Annotated in this window: 17 protein-coding genes; 9 read left to right on the top strand and 8 right to left on the bottom strand. The window is 54.2% G+C overall.

What is annotated here, in order from left to right:
- Positions 1 to 33: 33 nt before the first annotated feature.
- Positions 34 to 486, bottom strand: a complete 453-nt coding sequence (locus EYC98_RS05205; RefSeq protein ID WP_279244248.1) for a Spy/CpxP family protein refolding chaperone — start codon at positions 484 to 486, stop codon at positions 34 to 36.
- Between the two features lie 167 nt (positions 487 to 653).
- Positions 654 to 2,969 carry a TonB-dependent receptor gene (locus EYC98_RS05200; RefSeq protein WP_279244247.1) on the bottom strand — a complete coding sequence of 772 codons (2,316 nt, stop codon included), beginning with the start codon at positions 2,967 to 2,969 and terminating at the stop codon, positions 654 to 656.
- A gap of 304 nt (positions 2,970 to 3,273) precedes the next feature.
- On the opposite strand from EYC98_RS05200, the gene EYC98_RS05195 reads away from it, so the two are divergent.
- Both EYC98_RS05195 and EYC98_RS05190 read left to right on the top strand, forming a co-directional pair.
- A complete protein-coding gene (locus EYC98_RS05195; RefSeq protein WP_279244246.1) occupies positions 3,274 to 5,757 on the top strand; it encodes a TonB-dependent receptor in 2,484 nt (827 codons plus the stop codon).
- A 99-nt stretch (positions 5,758 to 5,856) separates the two neighbouring features.
- Positions 5,857 to 6,330 (top strand): LabA-like NYN domain-containing protein, encoded by a 474-nt coding sequence (locus EYC98_RS05190; RefSeq protein WP_279244245.1) that lies wholly within the window; start codon positions 5,857 to 5,859, stop codon positions 6,328 to 6,330.
- Between the two features lie 51 nt (positions 6,331 to 6,381).
- Here EYC98_RS05190 and EYC98_RS05185 read toward each other — a convergent pair whose 3' ends face one another.
- The 4 genes from EYC98_RS05185 to EYC98_RS05170 are packed head-to-tail and all read right to left on the bottom strand — an operon-like array spanning position 6,382 to position 9,314.
- Positions 6,382 to 7,413 carry an alpha/beta fold hydrolase gene (locus EYC98_RS05185; protein WP_279244244.1) on the bottom strand — a complete coding sequence of 344 codons (1,032 nt, stop codon included), beginning with the start codon at positions 7,411 to 7,413 and terminating at the stop codon, positions 6,382 to 6,384.
- Between the two features lie 21 nt (positions 7,414 to 7,434).
- Positions 7,435 to 7,902 (bottom strand): YbaY family lipoprotein, encoded by a 468-nt coding sequence (locus EYC98_RS05180; RefSeq protein WP_279244243.1) that lies wholly within the window; start codon positions 7,900 to 7,902, stop codon positions 7,435 to 7,437.
- Positions 7,903 to 7,924: 22 nt separating this feature from the next.
- Positions 7,925 to 8,317, bottom strand: a complete 393-nt coding sequence (locus EYC98_RS05175; RefSeq protein ID WP_279244242.1) for a nuclear transport factor 2 family protein — start codon at positions 8,315 to 8,317, stop codon at positions 7,925 to 7,927.
- A gap of 25 nt (positions 8,318 to 8,342) precedes the next feature.
- Positions 8,343 to 9,314, bottom strand: coding sequence for a quinone oxidoreductase family protein (locus tag EYC98_RS05170; RefSeq protein WP_279244241.1), 972 nt, complete (start codon positions 9,312 to 9,314; stop codon positions 8,343 to 8,345).
- Positions 9,315 to 9,372: 58 nt separating this feature from the next.
- Between EYC98_RS05170 and EYC98_RS21855 the strand changes: the two genes are divergently transcribed.
- The 7 genes from EYC98_RS21855 (at position 9,373) to EYC98_RS05140 (ending at position 17,869) form a co-directional block, all read left to right on the top strand.
- Positions 9,373 to 10,113: an alkylhydroperoxidase-related (seleno)protein gene (locus EYC98_RS21855; RefSeq protein WP_478219245.1), complete on the top strand. Its 741-nt coding sequence runs from the start codon at positions 9,373 to 9,375 to the stop codon at positions 10,111 to 10,113.
- A 39-nt stretch (positions 10,114 to 10,152) separates the two neighbouring features.
- A complete protein-coding gene (locus EYC98_RS21850) occupies positions 10,153 to 10,584 on the top strand; it encodes a hypothetical protein (protein ID WP_478219244.1) in 432 nt (143 codons plus the stop codon).
- Positions 10,585 to 10,588: 4 nt separating this feature from the next.
- On the top strand, positions 10,589 to 12,379 hold the full coding sequence (locus EYC98_RS05160) for an ABCB family ABC transporter ATP-binding protein/permease (RefSeq protein ID WP_279244239.1): 1,791 nt from the start codon (positions 10,589 to 10,591) through the stop codon (positions 12,377 to 12,379).
- Positions 12,380 to 12,401: 22 nt separating this feature from the next.
- Entirely contained in the window at positions 12,402 to 13,475 is a 1,074-nt protein-coding gene (gene dinB / locus EYC98_RS05155) for a DNA polymerase IV (protein ID WP_279244238.1), read from the top strand.
- A complete protein-coding gene (locus EYC98_RS05150; protein WP_279244237.1) occupies positions 13,468 to 14,847 on the top strand; it encodes an APC family permease in 1,380 nt (459 codons plus the stop codon). The genes dinB and EYC98_RS05150 overlap by 8 nt, the downstream gene beginning before the upstream one ends.
- A 220-nt stretch (positions 14,848 to 15,067) precedes the next feature.
- The gene (locus EYC98_RS05145) at positions 15,068 to 16,567 is read left to right on the top strand and encodes a porin (RefSeq protein ID WP_279244236.1); all 1,500 of its coding nucleotides are present in this window, start codon (positions 15,068 to 15,070) and stop codon (positions 16,565 to 16,567) included.
- 228 nt (positions 16,568 to 16,795) lie between these two features.
- Positions 16,796 to 17,869: an NAD(P)H-dependent amine dehydrogenase family protein gene (locus EYC98_RS05140; RefSeq protein ID WP_279244235.1), complete on the top strand. Its 1,074-nt coding sequence runs from the start codon at positions 16,796 to 16,798 to the stop codon at positions 17,867 to 17,869.
- A gap of 56 nt (positions 17,870 to 17,925) precedes the next feature.
- Here EYC98_RS05140 and EYC98_RS05135 read toward each other — a convergent pair whose 3' ends face one another.
- Both EYC98_RS05135 and EYC98_RS05130 read right to left on the bottom strand, forming a co-directional pair.
- Positions 17,926 to 19,497, bottom strand: coding sequence for an arylsulfatase (locus tag EYC98_RS05135; RefSeq protein ID WP_279244234.1), 1,572 nt, complete (start codon positions 19,495 to 19,497; stop codon positions 17,926 to 17,928).
- Between the two features lie 97 nt (positions 19,498 to 19,594).
- On the bottom strand, positions 19,595 to 20,428 hold the full coding sequence (locus tag EYC98_RS05130) for a hypothetical protein (protein WP_279244233.1): 834 nt from the start codon (positions 20,426 to 20,428) through the stop codon (positions 19,595 to 19,597).
- Between the last annotated feature and the right edge of the window lie 118 nt (positions 20,429 to 20,546).

The following is a 20,546-nucleotide window of genomic DNA, read 5'->3' as shown; positions in this document are numbered from 1 at the left end:
CCGCGCATAAACGCCGCGGACTGAAATCAAAACTCAGGAAGGCTCTGATTCACCCCGCTTGCCTCGCGCCTGCCGATGCGCCTCTAGCTGCTGGCGCTGCTCTTCAGTAAGCACCGCCTGCATCTCGTCACGACCGCCGCCGTTGGCACGAATTTCACGCATCTGCTCGACCTGATCATCGGTTAACTGCAAGTGCTTTTGCATACGCGCCAGGCGGTCACCCCCCTTACCTTTACTGGCACGATGCTGCTCCATCTTTTCACGCTGCTCCGCGGTCAGCACCGCCTGCATGTCCTCACGACTGCCGCCATCATCGCGAATCGCCTGCATTTGCTGGACTTGCTCGTCACTGAGCCCTAAATGCTGTTGCATGCGCGCCATGCGATCAGATCCGCCATTGCGATGGCCGTCCGCCAGAACTGACGTCGCCAGTACCGAGCCGGTCAGTAGCAATGTGCTGAAAATTACAGAAATAGTTTTGTTCATAGTGAGCACCTCCTCTGGTGTGAGGTGCTATTGAAGCAAACACCGGCGTGAAGGTATGCAGCAACTGTGCAAAGAAATGTAAAGCGGGATATCGCGAGAGGAAAAAGTCGCATAAAGGAACGGCAAGAAAAACGGGAACAGACTGACGTCTGCTCCCGCGATATGGATTACCAGTTCTTGCGCAGAGTCACACCCCAGGTACGCGGCTCTGAATAGTAAGCATTCAACTTACCGTCCTGCGCGACACCGTCAGCGATGGTGCTAGTGTATTCCTCTTCGGTCAGGTTGCGACCCCAGGCGGTAACGCTCAGATCCAGGTTCTCAAAGATCACTCCGCCACGAAGATTGAACAGCGCATAATCCCCATCCAGCTTCAGTGGGTCATTATTGACGTCAGTCATACGCTCATCGGTATAAACGTACTCGGCATAGATAAAGCCAGAAGCACTGTCGCCGAGGCCAAATTTGTAATCAGCAGCCACTACGCCCACATTCTCCGGGTTGCCAGATACCATGCCGCCGCTGCGATCACAGGAGCCGTCACCGTTATCACCCGGGTCCGCCTCGCCTGTATGCCATGGAGTGGCAATCTGACAGTCGCCTTTCTCGAAGTCAGCGTATTCAGCATCGTTATAGGCGTAAGCAACGGTGAAACCCAAGGAGTCGGTGGCCTGCCAGAACAGGTCGACCTCTAATCCTTGTGCTTCAACCATACCGGCATTTTGCAATGCGAAAGCCGTACCCTGGAAGGAGACAGTCTGCAGATCTTCAGTGTCGGTACGATGCAGGGCAACGTTCAGACGCACAGCCTGATCAGGGAACTCAGCTTTCATGCCGATCTCGTATGACTCGGACGTCTCCGGACCAAACACTGTGGGAATGATCTCCTCAATACGGTCTGTGTTAGTTCCACCGGCCTTGTAGCCAGTGCCGTAAGAACCGTAAAGCATAATGGTATCGGTAGCGAACCAGCTCAGCTTAATCGAACCCGTCACCTCATCGTCATCAATTTCCTCGTCGGCGTCATCCCGCGGAGCCAGTGGAGGGAACAAGTAGAAACCCCAGTTGTCCTGCGTAGGGTCTAACGCAGGCGGCGCATCATCAACAAAGGTATTGCTCATATCTTTGTCTTCTTTGGTCCAGCGCAAACCTGCGGTCAGCACCAAAGCATCGGTGATACTAAAATCGACCTGACCAAAGGCTGCGTAACTGGTGTGCTCCTGCTCCGCTGTGTCGTAGGAGCCATCTCCGCCAATAAACGAGTTGGGTAATGCAGCTAAACCAACCAACGCGGCGGTATCGACGCCGACGATAGTCTCACGATAGGTATCGAGCTCCTGAGAAAAATAGTACAGACCAGCAACGTAGTTAAAGCGGTCAAATTCCTGACTGATGCGTAATTCCTGAGAAAATTGCTTCTGGCTTTGCTCGTTGGTGCGTTTCAGTGCGTCGATATCCATAAAATCAGAATCGACGTCATCGAACGACTCATACTCGCGGTAAGCAGTGATACTGGTCAGCAAAAAGTTGTCAGCCTGCCAGTCGATCTGTGCTGTTAATCCCTTATCTTCATTGGTAGACACCGGCAGGTAACTGTAGGCTACGTCGTAGTCATAAAAATCTTCGCCCAGCAAAACAGTGCCGCCGATATTGTCACGCACGTTAGTGTCTGTGCCGAGCTTACCGGGTACATCATCAGCTTCGAAATTATTCTTTAGGGTCCCATTGCCGCAGCAAACCTCGTCGATTTCCGACATATCGGCAATCACGTGAATACTCAGGTCATCGTTTGGCGTCCACAGCGCCTGCAACCGGCCGCCCCAACGATCCCGGTCATAAATCTTGTCATCGCCAAGGGCAACGTCACTGACAAAACCATCGCGCTGCATACCAAAACCAGTCAGGCGAAATGCCAACACATCTTCAATAGCGCTAATAGAGACTGCACCCTGTGCGCTGAACAGATTGTAATCGCCACCTTCGACCTGCAAGTAAGCACTGCCGTCATGGTCTGGCTTGACGCTATTGACAGAAACCGCACCAGCCGGGGTATTGCGACCAAACAGCGTGCCCTGAGGGCCGCGCAGTACTTCCACCGAGCCGATATCAACCAGGTTATTAATCATTGAGCTCTGGCGAGCCCGATAGACGCCATCAACATAAAGGCCAACCGATGATTCCAGTCCAAAGTTCTGCGAGCTGGTAAACACACCCCGAATACCAAAGGTCGCAGTAGATGAGCTCTGGGTCTGGCCGACCCGCAAACTGGGCGCATTGGCCTGCAGCTCGAACATATCTCGAACACCAGTTTGCTCCAGCATCTCGTTGTTAAAAGCACTAACAGCTACGGGCACATCCTGCAGGTTCTGCTCACGCTTCTGCGCGGTCACAATCACCTCTTCCAACATTTGCGCCTGCACCGTGATTACGCTCATGCAGGCGAGGCTGGCAGCCAGCAGAGTCTTTTGGAACTTATGTTTCATATATAGAGACCTCGTTATAACTTCTTCTTATAAATGCGGTCGCAATCATGAAATACGGGGGTCGAACAAACAAGTAAGGAAACTGTGAATTATGCGGATTTGGAGCCAGGCAAGCGAAGCAGCGTGATGCGTCTAAATGGCGGCGACCCGGGCTCATATCCAATGTTTCTGGAGCGCTGAGCGCCGCTAAAATCGGCACCCGAAAAATAGCGTAGACGAGATGCAAGCAGTCTGTTAGTTTTATGCCAGCATCAGCTATACATGACTCTAATAATTATATAAATAGACAGTCGGAGATATAAATATGCGTCGATACCACGGTCACCTTCCTTTTATTTCAACCCTGCTGGCAGCCGCCGTGCACTCACAAATCAGTTTCGCTCAGGAGGGCTTTCTGGAAGAAGTCATCGTCACGGCGGAAAAACGTGAAACTACCCTGCAAGACACCGCCATAGCGGTCAGCGCCTTTACTCAGGGCGAGCTGGATGCGGGTCTAATCACCAATAACATGGATATCCAGATGAGCGTGCCCAACATGCTCATGAGCAAAGGTTTCTTTACCACGGCCAATATCTCTATTCGCGGCATTGGTAACAACGCGGTCGGCTCATTTACAGATGCCGGCACCGGCGTACACTTTAATGGCGTTTACCTGAACAACGCCCGTATTTTTGAAACAGAGTATTTCGATACGGCCCGCGTCGAAGTCCTGCGCGGACCCCAGGGAACTCTCTACGGTCGCAACACCACGGGTGGTGTTATCAACGTCATCAGCCAAAAACCCACGGAAGAATTCGGCGGCGACCTGCAATTACAATTAGGTGACTACGGCCATACCAAAGTCAAAGGCGCTCTCAACATCCCGATCACCGACAACCTGTGGCAACGCTTCTCGGTCTTTGGACTCAAGCGCGACGGGTTTGTCGAAAACATTTACGATGGTGAAGAGATTGATGATCGGAGCATGTGGGCCATCCGCTCCTCTACCACCTTGCAAATGGGTGAGAACACCGACGCGACATTGGTGATCAACTATTTTGAAGAAGACAGCAATCGTATGCGTGGTGCTGGCACGCTCTGTAAAAAGGACAATGATGGCATACTGGGCTGCCTCCCGGGCAGTCTTCCCAATGAAACCACTCACGGCGGCGCCGGGATTACCGGGCAGTTGATACCGTTAGTTGGGTTAATCACCCAAACACCATACCCAGAGGACGACTTCGCCAACTCCATCAATCCAGCAGACCCGCGCAAGGCCAATCTGGACTTCACACCGCAATATGAAGCTGATGAAACCATAGTCTCGCTGGAGATTAATCACGACTTCGGCAACATGGTGCTGACTTCACTAACCGGCTATCACGAATCTACCCTGGATGCCCGTAATGACTATGACCAGACCGTGGCATCAGAGCCATGGCCTGTGACTGTCACTTACCCAACCGGGCCAGATGGGTTCACGACGTCAGACAGAGCTACCTCAAATGACCGTTCCTATACTACGCCAGAGCAGTGGAGCCAGGAGTTCCGTCTGGCCTCCAATTTTGACGGCGACTGGAATTTCCTGCTGGGTGGCTTTTATCTCGACTATGAATCTACAACCGCCTTCTACGTATACTCGGCAGCGCTCGAACTGGTTGGCGCAACGCTTGGCACGCCAGAAGATCAACGCGTTTTCCATAATGACACTGCCAAATACGAGCTAACCACGAGCGCAATCTTTGGCGAACTGTACTATGACATTACCGACAAACTGGAGATGACCCTCGGCTTGCGTTATACCGATGAAGAAAAAGAAGGTCAGCAGCGCACTATTTACCTGAGTTTTGCAAGCGACCCCAATGCGGAAGGTGGCGGTTATGACCTGTTTAAGGACGACTGGCAAGAAACCACGGGTAAGTTCAACATGAACTATCACATGAACGAGGATGTCATGTGGTTCGGCACGCTGGCGCGTAGCTATAAGAGCGGCGGCTTCAATCCGATCAGTTCAGACAACGACTTGCTAAACCCTGACCTTGGCGGCGATCCCTCGCTAACGAGTTTTGACCCCGAGTACATCAACTCGATAGAGTTAGGTGTGAAATCCCGCCTTTTTGACAACACTCTACAGGCCAACCTTACCTGGTTTTACTATGATTATGAGGGCCTGCAGGTTGCCAAGATTGTCAACCAGACCGCGCTTAATGAGAACATTGACACCGAGGTTATGGGCATGGAGGGCGAGTTCATCTGGGCACCTACCGAGAACTGGCGCCTGACAGCCAATGTGGCCTGGCTGGATAGTGAGCTTGGCGAGTACGAGACCTTTGATCCCGCCGACCCCAACCAGAGAGGGACTACTGAAGGCATCAGCTCCGGCGGTAACTTCAATACGTACGTTGGCGCAGAGTGTCCAACCGGCTGCTCAGGCATCCCGGTAAGTGTCGAGGGCAACAGCCTGCCCAACGCCCCGGAATTCAGTGTTAACCTGCAGGCGGCTTATAGCTTTAACCTGAACAACGGTATGACCGTTGACACAATGCTGATGTATTACTGGCAAGACGAGTTCTATGCACGAATATACAACACCGTGAATGACAAGCTGGAGTCCTGGGACGTATGGAACGCCAATGCGATGCTGACCAGCGCCGACGATGACTGGTATGCTGAGGTTTATGTGCGCAATATCAAAGACGATGACAACCGCACTGGCCAATACTTGCAGGATGCCGCGGTTGGCCTGTATACCAACTACCAATTGATGGAGCCACGCACTTACGGGGTAACCCTGGGTTATCGCTTCTGAGCGGGCGCCACCAGAGTTTAATACGGGGCCGGATGGCCCCTTTTTTTTGCGCTGTCGCCGACCATCGCGCGGCGCGTGATAGGCAGACTGGAAACTTTTATGGAAAAAATCAGCATCTTCGTAGACGTGCAAAACATCTACTACACCTGTCGTCAGGCCTACCAGCGCAACTTCGATTACAACAAATTCTGGGCCGAGGTTAACGACGGACGCGAGCTAGTAGGCGCCTATGCCTACGCGACTCACCGCGGCGACTCAAAACAAATGCAGTTTCAGAACATTCTGCGCGCGATAGGGTTTGAGGTAAAATTAAAACCCGTGCTGAAGCGGCTGGATGGAACCACCAAAGCAGACTGGGATGTAGGTTTGGCGCTGGACGCCTACGAAGCAGCGCAGGAGTGCGATACCGTGGTACTGCTGTCTGGCGATGGCGACTTTGGCTTCTTGCTGCACCGCATCAAGCAACGCTTTGACACTGCCGGTGAAGTCTACGGCGTACCCAGCCTGACCTCCGATCTGCTGATTGAGCAGGCCAGCAAATTTATCCCTATCGATGACCGGCTGCTGCTCTGACCGGCATGGCCATATGCACTCTTAGGCTCGCCCACTGCTGCCTCAGTAACACTAGCGGTACTGCGTCAAATACGGAATCAAAAGAGCATTAACCGCCTCTGACTGCTCCTGCATAACAAAATGTCCGGCGTTATCTATATAGTGAATGTCGGTAAGATTGGGGACACCGCTGCGCATGTGCTCGAAGGCGGCAGCCGGCATCATGTCGCGCACCGGGTCATCGGCACCCATCATGAACAATACGGGGGCATCAACCTTGACGCCCTGATAGCCTTTGGCAATTTGCCAATTGATATCCTGCACTCGGTAAGCACTTAGACCTCCGCGAAAAGTCAGCTCCGCTCCGGCACTGGTATACTCGCCAACAATGTAGTCCATGTCAGCCTCACTCATCCATGACCAGGGCAGGGGCTGCCCCGCCGGCTCCAGGACATCCAGGTATCCGGTGCCATCACTCGGGTAGTTACGCCAGTCGAGAAGATTACCCTTGGCACTAAGCGCCCAATAAAGTCGCGTCAGAAATTCGCGTGGCTGCGCGTTAAGCTCGGCATCAGCTGGGCCAATAGTCTGGAAATAATGCATATGGAAGAAATGGTCCTGCGCAACCAGAGCATACTGCTCGCTGGGTGACAGCGCACTGCCGCCCAATAACTCGACCTCTGAATCCTGGCTATCTCCCACCGCCGATTCAAAATCGTAAGGCACTCCAAACACAACCGCGGCCCTAACTCGCTGCGGCGCCCGCGCGCAGATATTCCAAACCAGCGGTGCACCAAAATCCTGGCCAATGAAAATTGCCTGCTGTTCACCCAGCACGTCGAGAATGCCGAGGATATCTGCTACCTGAGTCTGACTGTCGTAGGCACTGAATTCCTGCGGTCGGTCGCTGCGCCCGTAGCCACGGGTATCCACCGCCAAAGCTCGGAAGCCGGCGGCTGCTATCGCCGGCATCTGCTTGCGCCAGCTATACCAGAGCCCAGGGAATCCATGACACATAATGACCAGCGGCCCGGAGCCCAAACTGGCAACATGAAGCTCAATGCCGTTAGTGCTTATTTGCAAGTGCTCTACAGAATCTAGCATCAGCTCACCCCCTCCATGCCACTAACGCCCGCTCGAGCCCGCCCGTCGAACCACGATATTGTGTTCGCTACCATCCTCGGGAAAGGCGGGTATATGGGTATCATTAATAAACCACAGTTGATCGCCTACGGTGATACGCACGCTCAGCCCATAGGTTCGCCGCGGCACAATCTGCGGCGGAAAATAATCCAGAGAGAACGCATAGGGCGGTCCACTCTTCGCCTCAACGATCGTTTCAGCGAGCACCGTCGCCTTCACATCCTGCAGGGACTGATCCTGTAATTGCACGGTGACCAGCGCTCCCGGGGGCAGCGCGATGCGCTCCCTATAGGTCACCGTACCTGACAAACTGGCTTGCTCCGGCACTTTACCCTTGGTCGCCGAGCAGGCTACCAGAACCAGCGCCAGAACAAGCAGCATTAGCAAACGAAGCTGTTGCGAGCACCAGTGCGCCCACCCAAAACTGTTAATTTCTTTCTTGTTGCTCACTGTCATACCTCCACAACCAGAACTAGCTGGCGGCCGTCATAGATTCAAGCATCGCCTTCATTTGCGCATGCAAAAAATTAACCGCTTTCAACGGCCGCACCATTACCTTAAATTCTACAATCTGTCCGGCGTTGTTAAAGCTTATAATATCAACCCCATTAATCATAACGCCTTCATTCTCAACACTGAATTCCAGCACCATCTGATTGCCATCGACGATTTCCTTGGTGTAAGCGAAACCCTCCACCGTCAATACCTGCATCGCCGCCGCTAAATACAACTTGGTCAGCGCCTTACCTTCTTGAGGGGTATGCACAATCGGGGAATGAAACACACAGTCATCCGCCAGCAGTGGGTCGAGCAGATCGGGATCTTTGCCAGCAACTACTTCGTGCCAGCGTTCCAGGTTAGTCATAGCCTATTCCTTGTCCTAGTTGTCATCAGGGCACCAGAATCGTGGAGCCGGTTGTTTTACGCGCTTCCAAATCACGGTGCGCCTGCTGTACTTCCGCCAGAGGATAACGCTGATTGATATCTACTGTGATAGCCCCACTTTCGACCTTGGCCATCACATCAGCCATGCATTGGCGCATCTCGTCAGTATCTGCGGTGTAACTCATCAGTGAGGGACGGGTAATGAATAGAGAGCCCTTGGCGGTGAGCGTTTGCAGGTCGAGCGGCGCTGGCGAGCCTGACGCATTACCAAAACTGACCATCAAACCACGGGGACGCAAGCAATCCAGTGACATCTCAAACGTATCTTTGCCAACACCGTCGTAAACCACTGGCAACATACTGCCAGCGGTAATCTCACGCACGCGCTCGACTACGTCTTCGGTTCGATAATTAATCACATGCTGATAACCATGACTACGCGCCAGGTCAGCCTTCTCATCAGAACCCACCGTACCTATTACATTAGCGCCGATACTTGCCGCCCATTGGCCAAAAATCAGCCCGACACCGCCAGCAGCGGCATGAAACAGGCAATGCTCACCGGCCTGCAAGGGGTAAGTACGTTGTAACAGGTATTCAACCGTACCGCCTTTTAGTGCCACAGCCGCTGCAACATCCAGATCCACGCCATCGGGCACTTTAACCAAACGCACGGCGGGCAAATTGAGAGCCTCCGCATAAGCACCAAACCCCGCCGCAAAATAGACCACGCGGTCACCTACCTGCAAGTCGGTTCCTTCACCGACCGCAGTCACCTCCCCGGCCCCTTCGAGACCAATACCTGTCGGCAGCTGCAGTGGATATAGGCCGCTGCGGTGATAGGTATCAATGTAGTTAAGCCCAATAGCATGGTTCTTGACCGTAACCATGCCAGGACCCGGTGGAGACAGTTCCAGAGTTTCAAACTGCATCACTTCAGGACCACCGGTTTGGTGAATACGCACTGCTTTAACCATAGTTTTTTTCACCCTCAGAGTTTAAGCTGATCTCTCTATTTTGCCGTGAGCTTAGCACGTGTCTGCATTTAGCTACGAACATTCACCCTATCCCGTCCGGCAAGATCTGCAGCAGGTCTATCGAGACTATTGGAGTATGTTGTCGCACCCGGGCAACTGGTGGAGCGGTACTGAACGGGTTGCCATAGCCAATGAAGTTCGCCAGGCGACTAGCTGTGAATATTGCGCTCAGCGTAAGCAGGCGCTTTCGCCCTATAACTTCGCTGGCCAGCATACGCACGCTGGTGAACTGGATGAACTGACTGTTGATGCGGTGCACCGGATTATCACTGATCAGGCTCGCATTACCCAAGACTGGGTAGACTCTCTGGAACAGACCGGGATGCGCCCGGAGAAATACGTCGAGTTGTTGGGCATTGCCGTTACCGTGTTCAGCATCGACGAGTTTAACCGCGGCTTGGGACTGACGCCTGAACCGCTGCCGCCAGCACACCCCGGCGAGCCGAATCACTATCGACCGGCTCAGGCTATAAGAGGCACGGGTTTCGTGCCAATGCTGCCCACACAAGGCGCCACCGGCCAAGAAGCAGATCTATGGGGCGACCACACCGCCAACGTGCTGCGTGCGCTCAGCGTTGTACCTGATGCCGTGCGCGGATGGTTCATGGTCGCTGCCGGGCAGTATTTGGACATGGCGGGCATGATGCAGTTCAGCGGCGACCACGGTCGGGCCATCAATCGTATGCAAATGGAACTTGTTGCCGGCAGAGTGTCTGCCATCAACGAGTGCTTTTACTGAACTACCTCACACGCAACGATGCTCAGTCTGAGTGCCGATATGACCAAGACCGACGTTAACCTGCAAATGATAAATGGCGATAGCAGCGCCACAGCGGGTGGCCTTGAATACGCCCTCGAACTGATGGTGTTCGCGGAAAGTCTCGCCCGCCGTGATGAAGCCGCGCTGACCACTGCGCGCGAAGCACTGGCGAGCGCAGCTGGCAGCGCCGTGCTAGTAGACGCTGCAGCGGTGGCGGGAAATTTCCAGCGCATGGTGCGCATAGCCGACGCCGCCGGCATTCCACTCGACGAACGCAACATAATTGCCACAATTGATATACGCGAGCAGCTGGATCTGCAGCGTTTTGGCTCTGCCGCCAATAGTCGCAGCACCACGCTCAGCGATCGCCTCAAAGCTGTGTTCATGAAACCCTTAATGAAATTTGTAATGCGGCGCATAGATCGCAAAGCTAACACCGGAAACCACTAAAACTATGCGTCACGGTAACTTTGACTCCAACACAGAGGGTACTGCCAACTGGCGTATCATTAGTCATCTATGGCCCTACCTGGCCGAATCAAAGTCCCGGGTCCTACTGGCGCTCGCCTGTCTGATTCTGGCAAAGGGCGCGTTACTGACCATTCCCTTTCTGCTCAAACATCTGGTCGATATGATGGATGGGCAGACCATGGCGCAAACTGGGGCCACTCTCGTGCTGGGATTAGTACTAGCCTACGGTGCCGCGCGCTTTTCCAATGTCTTTTTTGGCGAGCTGCGTGACACTATTTTCGGGCGTGTTACCGAACGCGCCATGCACCGGATTGGTCTTAAGGTATTTCGCCACGTGCATGCGCTTGATCTGGACTTTCACCTCAACCGGCGCACCGGCGGCCTGGCCCGGGATATTGAGAGAGGGACCACCGGCATCAGTTTTCTGATGCGGTTTTTCGTCTTTAATATTGCACCCACAATATTCGAAATTGCCATGGTAGTCGGAATTCTCTTATGGGGTTACGGGCCCAGCTTTGCCGTGATTACTCTGGCTTCAATTATTGCTTACGGCGTGTTTAGTTTGCGCGCAACTGAATGGCGCACTCGTTTTGTGCGCGAGATGAACGAGGCGGACTCAGCCAGCAATACGCGCGCCATCGACAGCCTGATGAACTTTGAGACGGTCAAATACTTTACTAACGAAAACTTTGAAGCTGATCGCTACGACGTCGAGCTAACGCGTTGGGAATTGGCGCGGCGCAAAAATCGACTCTCCTTGTTTGGACTCAATGGCGGACAGGCTCTTATCATTGCGGTCGCACAAACCAGCATGATCGGTCTGGCGGCTTTTCAGGTGCGCGCTGGTGAAATTACCGCGGGAGACTTTATTCTCATCAACCAGTTCATGCTGCAATTGTTCATGCCCCTGGGTTTTTTGGGTTTCGTGTTCCGCGAGATCAAAGGCTCGCTGGCGAACATAGAGAATTTGTTTGATCTACTGGCGGAAAAACCACTGATCACAGAACAGCCTGACGCAAAACCACTGCAGGTCAAACGCGGCGGCATCCTGTTCAGTAAAGTCAATTTCAGCTATCGAGAAGACAGAAGCATTCTGCATGAGGTAGACCTGGCTATCGAGCCAGGACAGAAGGTCGCGGTAGTAGGCACCAGTGGCGCCGGCAAATCGACATTGGTAAAACTCCTGTTCCGTTTTTACGATCCCGCAGGTGGGCGTGTTCTAATCGACGGGCAAGACATCAGCGGTGTCTCATTGAGCAGCCTGCGCGAAGCCATTGGCGTAGTACCTCAAGATACCGTGCTATTTAACGACAGCATCTTCGAAAACATTCGTTATGGCAACCCAGATTCCAGCGATGCCGAAGTGATGGAAGCGATCGAACTCGCCCACCTCGGCGAGTTTATCCGCCAGTTACCACAAGGCCACGCAACCGTCGTCGGCGAGCGCGGGCTGAAGCTCTCCGGTGGCGAAAAACAGCGGGTCTCTATCGCTCGCACGATATTGAAACGCCCACCTATAATGGTTTTTGATGAAGCCACGTCCTCCCTTGACAGCAAGTCGGAACAGGCCATTCTCGCGGCTCTGTCAGAAATTTCTCGCGATCACACAAGCCTGGTCATCGCCCACCGGCTATCGACAATTGTCGATGCTGACAAAATTGCCGTGCTCAACCTGGGCCGCATCGTAGAACAAGGCACCCATTTGGAGCTCCTCGAAAAGGACGGCGTGTATGCCGGACTCTGGGCAGCACAGCAGCAACAGCGCCAGCAGTAGATCTGAGAGCAAGACCACGTCCATGCGCAAAATTATTCACATAGACGCAGATTCATTTTATGCCTCAGTCGAGATGCGCGACGACCCCAGCCTCCGCGACAAGCCCATCGCTGTCGGCGGACACTCTGACCGCCGTGGCGTCATAGCCACCAGTAATTATGCTGCCCGCAAATTTGGCGTACGCTCGGCAATGTCATCGGCGCGCGCCTTACAGTTATGCCCGCAGCTGACTATCGTCAAACCACGTTTCGAAATTTATCGCGAGGTATCGAAGCAGTTTCATGCCATTTTTCATGACTACACGGATATCATTGAACCACTGTCGCTCGACGAGGCTTTTCTGGATGTCTCTGAATGTACCCGGTACGACGGCAGCGCGACCTTGATTGCCAACGAGATTCGTCAGCGGATTCGCGAAGACTTGCAAGTGACTGCCTCGGCAGGTGTGGCGCCCAACAAGTTTCTGGCCAAGGTGGCCAGCGATTGGAACAAGCCCGATGGCACTTTCACTATAGCGCCGGAGCAGATAGCTGAATTCGTTAAGCAGTTGCCCGTGTCGCGCATCATGGGTGTCGGCAAGGTGACCGGGAGGCGCCTGCAAAAACTGGGCGTCATTACCTGTGGTGATTTACAAACCATACCCGTACCTACCTTGGCCAAACACTTCGGTAAATACGGCCCACGGCTGGCTGAACTGGCATACGGCCACGACGAACGCAGCGTCAAGACCAGCCGCCAACGCAAATCTATCAGTGTCGAACACACCTATCCCGAAGATATCAGTAATGAAGCCGACATTGTCGCCGCGGTAGCAGACCTGCTGGAGGAACTGGCCCGCCGCTTCAGCAAGATCGAGAATGAGTATCAACCGACCAAGCGCTATGTGAAGGTCAAGTTCGACACCTTCACCCAGACCACTCAGGAAGAAATTATCAGCGGCGACTTAAGCCATTGGCAGAGCCTGCCTGACTACCAACGGTTAATACGCAGCGCCTGGCAACGGGAGCAAAAACCGGTACGATTGCTGGGAGCGGGCCTGCGCCTGCAACCCGGGCAAAACTATAGCGACCAGCAGTACGAGCTATTCGATGACTGAACCGAGTCCCTTTATTCGAGTAATACAACGTCGCGAGGTGTTGTTACTGTCGTTCGGCGCGATGATTGGCTGGGGCTGGGTGTTGCTCACCGGCACCTGGATCAGTCGCGCCGGAACCATGGGCGCGATAACCGCGTTCGCGTTTGCCGGCCTGGAGGTGCTGTTGGTTTCTCTGGTGTACGCAGAATTGGTGACAGCTATGCCCAAGGCAGGTGGAGAACACGTTTACACTTATAGAGCACTGGGTCGCAAGGCGTCGTTCATCTGTACCTGGTGTCTGATAATGGCGTATCTAACCATACCCACTTTTGAGGCAGTCGCCCTACCGCAGGCCATGCAGTACCTAATACCCAACATACAGCAGGGTTATCTGTGGCAGTTTGCAGGCGGTGAGGTTTACTTACTTCCTGCTGTGATCGGCGCAGCAGCAGCCGTGCTGGTCACCGTGGTCAATATCCGCGGTATAGCCCTGACGGCCCTGGTGCAAAGCGTTGCCAGCGTGGTCATTTTGCTCATTGGCCTGTCTCTGGTCATGGGCACCTTGGAAAACGGCAGCACCACTAACATGCAGCCGCTTTTCAGGGACGGCATCGGTGGCGTGTTCAGCGTGCTTATCCTGGTGCCTATGATGTTCATTGGCTTTGACGTTATCCCGCAGTCGGCTGAGGAAATCGATTTGCCGCCGGCACAGATCGGTAAACTGCTGGTGCTATCAGTAATGATGGCGCTAGCGTGGTATGCGTTGATGATTCTGGGCGTCGGCATGAACCTGTCACCCGAACAGCGCGAACTCAGCACAATGGCCACCGCCGACGCCAATGCCGCAGCTTGGGGTTCCCCCTTAATGGGCAAGATTCTGGTACTGGGCGGTATCGCCGGCATCATGACCAGTTGGATTGCCTTCGTACTGGGTTGCAGCCGCGCCATCTATGCGATGGCAGCTTCGGGCATGTTACCCGCCTTTCTGGCGGAGATTCACCCGCGCTATCACACCCCACACAACGCGATTTTGGCGATCGGAGCGCTGAGCGTAATCGCACCATTCTTTGGCAGCAGTCTGCTGATCTGGCTCGTCAACGCCGGCGGCTTCATGTTCGTGATTACCAACTGTCTGGTGTGCTGGGCCTTCTTGCGCCTGCGCCGCACGGAGCCCGAGTTAGAGCGTCCGTTTAGGGTGCGGCATGGCAAGCTAGTTGCAACCACTGCACTGGTGCTAGCACTGGCTTTGCTATTGGTATTCATGCCGGGTTCACCCGGAGCACTAAGCTGGCCGCATGAGTGGTTTATGTTGCTGCTGTGGTCTGGGTTGGGAATCGTGGTCTGGTACCGTGTGGCGCGCAAGGTTTCTGCCCCGCCAGCCGAGCCTAACTGACCAGAAGACACGAGACGCGGTTGGCGCCACTGCCGATTTAATGAATCTGAGTATCATGTCGAAGGGTAATGGCAAACCTCATTCCTGACGCTGGCCATGCCTAGTGAGAATGCTAGACTAGCTCATAAGATTCAGGCGCGAGGCAATCACACTTGACCACAGGCATTACCACTCATCACAGCGCGGCCGCCTCTGCAGTCCGATAAGCACGGCTACTATAATGTCCTCCCTGAATTTTGCGCTCGCACTCTGCCTGATACTAACTCAGCACTTACTAACCTATGCTGCCGCCGCGCAAGAGCTTACCGCCGATGATGTTAGCCGTGTCTCGCTAGAGACCAACCGCCCACAGCAGCAGGCGCCAAAACAAATCACAGCAGTCTCAAATGACGATACAGAAATCGTCTGCGACCAGGATGAAATTGCCTCCGAGGCAGCCGAGACACGGGGTCTGGCGAATGACGACAACGTCAGCTACCGCTGCCGTACCGGAGATAAGAAGCTGGGCGAAGATAACGACTCCCAGCGCGGTAATAAGGAACTGATCGGCCTGCGCCGCGACCTGCTGGAGCAATCGGGCCAGGGTAGTGAAGAGCGCGTCATCACCCTCAACAGGGATAACGCTGAGCTCGCCGGCATGCAGCCCTCGAACATGGATCAGCTAAGCGACATCGCCGAGACCCCTGATGCTGGACGCGGTGCTACGCAGACCCGCCGGTTGCCCTTCAAAGGCTATGTCAGCTTTAGGGCCAACACCACATTCACCGACGACACCGTAAAGCTCACGGACGCTGGCAGTCGCCTGGGCGGTATCGTGGTTAAAAAGACTCAATCCGGGCAGGAGCTTACCGGACATATCGAAATCGGTGCCAACTTTTTTGACGACGAGAGCGGCGCGATCAGTCCCGATTCAAACAGTATCGATAACCTGGATGTGCGCGTTTTATATCTGTCCTATGGCTGGAACGGCATGAGTGTCGAGGTCGGCAAGAACTGGTCGGTATACCATGATATTGCCGGGCTGACCGACCGCCTGATTTCCCTCGGGGGACGTGCACACGGTGTTTACAATGCTGGAACCGACGGGGCTGCGGCGGGCACCGGCCGAGCCACCAATTCGTTGCAACTGCGCTCTGGTGAAGGTCAGTGGCAATGGGGCTTACAGGGGCAATTGAACACCGAAATACCAGACCTGGAACAGAGCGTCGACTACAAATACGGCTACGCCGCCTCCCTGCTATGGAAGAACCTGGCGGGCTTTAGTGTGGGCGGTGCGTTTAACAACGCCAGCGTCGACGATGTTACGCCGGAGATGCAAGCGCGCGGACAAACCGGCGACAGCAGCGCCGCTGTGCTGGGACTGCAATGGAATAATAATTTGTGGACCATAGCCGCCACCGCTTCGGTTACCGAGAATCTGGAAGCCGACGACGAGGGACAGTACTTTGACAGTCGCGGTTACGAGCTTTACCTGGGCTACAGCTTGAGTGACGATTACCGATTCAGGCTCGCTTACAACGGGCTGCAACCCAATGGCAACGCCTATACCGGCACATTTGACCTCAACGACACCTATATTTCACTGGACTACCAGTTTAACTCCAATCGCCTGGCAGACATGATCTACCTGGAATATCAATGGAGCAATGGTCAGCTTGCTGACGGCAGCTCCAGCCCGGACATCCTGGTACTGGGGTTTCGCTACAACTTTGTTTATTAGCGCACCGGGCGCGACTGCCGTTAATGCATACGACCGGGGCATGCCATCCTCACGCGAGGGTGGCAATATCGAGCCATGCGGACAGATAGGTAAACCCGCGGAATTGGAATCAGCATAGGGCCTTCCTTAAGCGAGCGACGCCAAGCAGAATAGGGCGAGCTGAGTTTCAAAATTTACCGATCGTCAGGCTGGCCTGACGAGACACGTTAGCTATAGAGGTAGCAGGTTATGACATACAGCGTTGTGCAATGGGCCACAGGAAACCTGGGGCGGGCGGCTATCGAAGGTATTGTTTCTCACCCCGACCTGGAGCTGGCAGGGGTATGGGTGCACAGCCCGGAAAAGGTCGGACTCGATGCGGGTGCGCTCGCCGGGCACCCGGATTGGGATACTGGCGTCAAAGCCACCAATGATATTGAAGCTATCCTCGGCTTGAAGCCCGACTGCATTCTCTATAGCCCACTGCTGCCGGACGAGAAAGAGTTAGCGCGTTTTTTGCAAGCCGGAATCAACGTGGTCACCCCGCTGGGCTGGTTCTATCCGGCACATCTCAATACCAGCACACTGGATACCGCCTGCGCATCAGGCCACTCAACACTGCACGGCACCGGCATACACCCCGGCGGAGTGACGGAGAAGTGGCCGCTGATTATGTCGGGCTTTTCTCGTGATGTTACCTACGTTAGCTGCGAAGAGTACTCCGATTGCCGCACGTACGGGGCACCTGATGTACTCCACGACATTATGCTGTTTGGTAAAACACCCGAGGAAGCCAAAAGCAGTTTCATGCTGGATTTTCTGGGGCTCGGCTTTGGACAGTCAGTGCACATGATCGCCGATGCCATGGGCTTTACCCTGGACCAGGGCTTGCAGGCAACCCACGATATCGCGCTGGCAACCGCACCTATCGACACCCCCATGGGTGTTATTGAACCGGGACTGCTGGCCGCGCAGCGCTTTCGCTGGCAAGGCCTGGTAAACGGGGAACCGGTGATCAAGGCTGAGACCAACTGGTATATGGGCACCGACAATATTGAATCTGGCTGGTTCGACGGCCGCGCGATTGAAGAAAAAGGCGAATGTTTCTCCATGAAAGTAGAGGGTGATCCTCCCGTGTATATCACAACACACGGTATCCACCCGACCCGCGATATGGACTGGGCACAGGTGCAAAAACGCAACCCCGGCATGGTGGCGACGGCCATGCATTGTGTCAACAGCATACCGGTTGTGTGTCAGGCCGGACCGGGTATCAAGACTTATCTTGACCTGCCCATTGTGGTTGGCAAGGCGCGGGTTTAGCCGGGACATAAAAAAGCCCGGCACAGGCCGGGCTTAAAAGAACAGATACCGCGGACCTAGTTGTTGGGCCGGGACATCGTCTCCAGTTCGATCAGACGATTCAGCGCTTTTTGTTTCTGAAAAGTACCGTAATTGATATCGGCGGCACTCAGGCTGCTGCCAGGCTGGAACGGATAGTCGTCCATGGTATCAAGGAATTCCTTGATGTAAGCCTGGGCAGGCACAAACGTCCACATGTTATCGGCAAACCAGCGCATATAACCCATTTCTGCCTCATGCGGCGCTTTCTCATAGGGGTCAGCGCGTAAGTTCACCAACACTGGCCAGGAAGATACTCGACGGGTTCCGGTGGCAATGTTGCCATCGATGGTCGCAAAGTGAATTTTCCAATCCTGCACGCGAATAGCATTCAGCTCGCCGCCCTGACCAAAGTAGAAGATTTCTTCCCGTGGGCCTTCCTCTGCCTTGCCCTGAAAGTAAGGCAGAAAGTTGTAGCCATCCAGATGGACCTTGAACTTCTTGCCGTTGGCACGGTGGCCCTTCATCAGCTTTTCCTTGATGTCGGGCTCACCGGCGGCGGCCAGCAATGTGGGCAGCCAGTCTTCATGAGAGATAATATCGTTAAAAATGGTACCGGGCTCAATCACTCCGGGCCAGCGGATCGCCTGGGGGACGCGAAACCCGCCTTCCCAGGTAGTACCCTTTTCACCGGTAAACGGCGTAATGCCACCGTCTGGCCAACTGAAGGTTTCAGCGCCGTTGTCGGTCGAGTAGATAACAATCGTATTGTCTTCGATGCCAAGCTCTTCTAACTGCGCCAGCATGCGGCCAACCGCATCATCATGCTCAACCATCCCGTCCGGATACAGACCAATGCCGGTAATGCCCTGATACTTGGGCTGTAACCGCGTCCACACGTGCATCCTGGTGGCATTCAGCCAGACAAAGAAGGGCTTGTCGTCTTTCACCGCATTCTCAATGAACTTTTCCGCGGCGCCCTGGAACTCCTGATCAACAGTTTCCATGCGCTTGCGGGTTAGCGGGCCGGTATCTTCAACTTTGCCATCCGCATAGGCGTGGAGTACACCACGCGGGCCATACTTTTTGTGGAACTCGGGATCTTTCGGGTAGTAATAGGTCTCTGGCTCTTCCTCTGCATTCAGGTGATACAGATTGCCAAAAAATTCGTCAAAGCCGTGATTGGTTGGCAGGTGCTGGTCTTGGTCCCCGAGGTGGTTTTTACCAAACTGGCCAGAGCGGTAGCCATGATTCTTTAGCAGGTCAGCAATGGTGGGCGCCCATTCAGGTATTCCGTGCTCGGAGCCCGGCATACCAATCGTCAACAGGCCGGTACGAAACGGGTGCTGACCGAGAACAAATGAGGCGCGACCCGCAGTACAACTTTGTTGCGCATAGGAATCGGTGAACATAGCGCCTTCACGAGCAATGCGGTCAATATTGGGAGTCTTGTAACCCATCACGCCGTGGTTATAGGCGCTAATATTGTGCACCCCAATGTCATCACCCCAGATAACCAGAATATTGGGCTTATCGGCAGCTAAGGCGGCCACACTCGTGAACAACACAGCGGCGGCGCAAAGTGTTTTCTTAATAAATCGGAGTTTCATGAGGTTTACCTCTTTTAGTTATCAAAGGTGTTGGTAGCCCGGCACTGACCTGCCCAGATTCGGCCCAGCTCCAGACCGAGCCCACAGTAGTCACTAACTATAGTGCAGGCATTGTCAGTGTAAAGTTAATGCGAATTGAGTCCTCGACCGCTGGACCCGGGTAATCGTCGTATATGAGCGCAGTCTGGTACTCCGCATAAATATTGATACTGCTGTTGGGTCGCACTATCACCCGACCAACACGCACCCCAATGGGCAAATACACCTTTTTGGAATCCCAGTCGTAACGCGCGACCATATCGCCATTACCAATAAACCAACCGTTGCCCAACTGATAGTTCAGAAACGGTGCAATTCCCAGCGGCTGGGTGTCCGATTCACTGGGTGGCAAAGCTTCAGGGTCAACTGCTCGCCAAGACTGAGTCAGCAACACGCCATAGAACCAGTTGCCGGAGGTATTGACCCAGGCACCAGCAGCGCCATAACCCCACTCATCCTTGGCAACCTTCTCGTCTCCCGGTGCAGTGATAAGCGGCCCCAGCCCCATGCGACCGGTACCCCAGTCCCAGGACTTTGGAATGATCAGGCCAAACAATTCGGTGTTGCCGAAACCTGAGTCGCCATTGCTGTTTTCATAGTGCCGTAGTGTCAAACGCGGCAGCAGCGTGAAGGAGTCAAATTTTATCGGTGCGACAATTCTGGCCTGCACAAAATTGTCAGAGCCCTGGGGCCGCGGTTCGCCGTTTACCGTATCGTCATGGTAGTTAGGCATGCTCTGATAGGCAAACTGATAGCTCCACTGCGTAGCGGTAGAGTCCAACGCCTTGCTGACGTCGTCCTGCTCGGCCTGCTCGGCCTGCGCCGGAGACGCCATCAGCGCACCGAAAACCAAAGCAGCTACCGCAACGTCAATCACCCTAAACACTGACATATCGTCTCTCCGATAAATCTCAAGGTTATAGTATGGCAGCTTCAGAGCGGCGACGTTATAGTGCAAAAATGTCAATTAAGCGCGGATTGATTTCGCTCAACTTAATCTAAATAAAAAA

This window comes from Candidatus Litorirhabdus singularis, assembly GCF_026262625.1.
Taxonomy (GTDB): Bacteria; Pseudomonadota; Gammaproteobacteria; order Pseudomonadales; family Halieaceae; genus Litorirhabdus; species Litorirhabdus singularis.
This window is presented reverse-complemented; position numbering and strand designations above follow the sequence as displayed.

What these genes read in the sequence shown, in the direction of transcription:
- EYC98_RS05200 (WP_279244247.1), bottom strand. Translation starts at nt 2,969, where the DNA reads ATGAAACATAAGTTCCAAAAGACTCTGCTGGCTGCCAGCCTCGCCTGC.
- EYC98_RS05150 (WP_279244237.1), top strand. Translation starts at nt 13,468, where the DNA reads ATGACTGAACCGAGTCCCTTTATTCGAGTAATACAACGTCGCGAGGTG.
- EYC98_RS05170 (WP_279244241.1), bottom strand. Translation starts at nt 9,314, where the DNA reads ATGGTTAAAGCAGTGCGTATTCACCAAACCGGTGGTCCTGAAGTGATG.
- dinB (WP_279244238.1), top strand. Translation starts at nt 12,402, where the DNA reads ATGCGCAAAATTATTCACATAGACGCAGATTCATTTTATGCCTCAGTC.
- EYC98_RS05195 (WP_279244246.1), top strand. Translation starts at nt 3,274, where the DNA reads ATGCGTCGATACCACGGTCACCTTCCTTTTATTTCAACCCTGCTGGCA.
- EYC98_RS05175 (WP_279244242.1), bottom strand. Translation starts at nt 8,317, where the DNA reads ATGACTAACCTGGAACGCTGGCACGAAGTAGTTGCTGGCAAAGATCCC.
- EYC98_RS05145 (WP_279244236.1), top strand. Translation starts at nt 15,068, where the DNA reads ATGTCCTCCCTGAATTTTGCGCTCGCACTCTGCCTGATACTAACTCAG.
- EYC98_RS05135 (WP_279244234.1), bottom strand. Translation starts at nt 19,497, where the DNA reads ATGAAACTCCGATTTATTAAGAAAACACTTTGCGCCGCCGCTGTGTTG.
- EYC98_RS05185 (WP_279244244.1), bottom strand. Translation starts at nt 7,413, where the DNA reads ATGCTAGATTCTGTAGAGCACTTGCAAATAAGCACTAACGGCATTGAG.
- EYC98_RS21850 (WP_478219244.1), top strand. Translation starts at nt 10,153, where the DNA reads ATGACCAAGACCGACGTTAACCTGCAAATGATAAATGGCGATAGCAGC.
- EYC98_RS05205 (WP_279244248.1), bottom strand. Translation starts at nt 486, where the DNA reads ATGAACAAAACTATTTCTGTAATTTTCAGCACATTGCTACTGACCGGC.
- EYC98_RS05160 (WP_279244239.1), top strand. Translation starts at nt 10,589, where the DNA reads ATGCGTCACGGTAACTTTGACTCCAACACAGAGGGTACTGCCAACTGG.
- EYC98_RS05130 (WP_279244233.1), bottom strand. Translation starts at nt 20,428, where the DNA reads ATGTCAGTGTTTAGGGTGATTGACGTTGCGGTAGCTGCTTTGGTTTTC.
- EYC98_RS05190 (WP_279244245.1), top strand. Translation starts at nt 5,857, where the DNA reads ATGGAAAAAATCAGCATCTTCGTAGACGTGCAAAACATCTACTACACC.
- EYC98_RS05140 (WP_279244235.1), top strand. Translation starts at nt 16,796, where the DNA reads ATGACATACAGCGTTGTGCAATGGGCCACAGGAAACCTGGGGCGGGCG.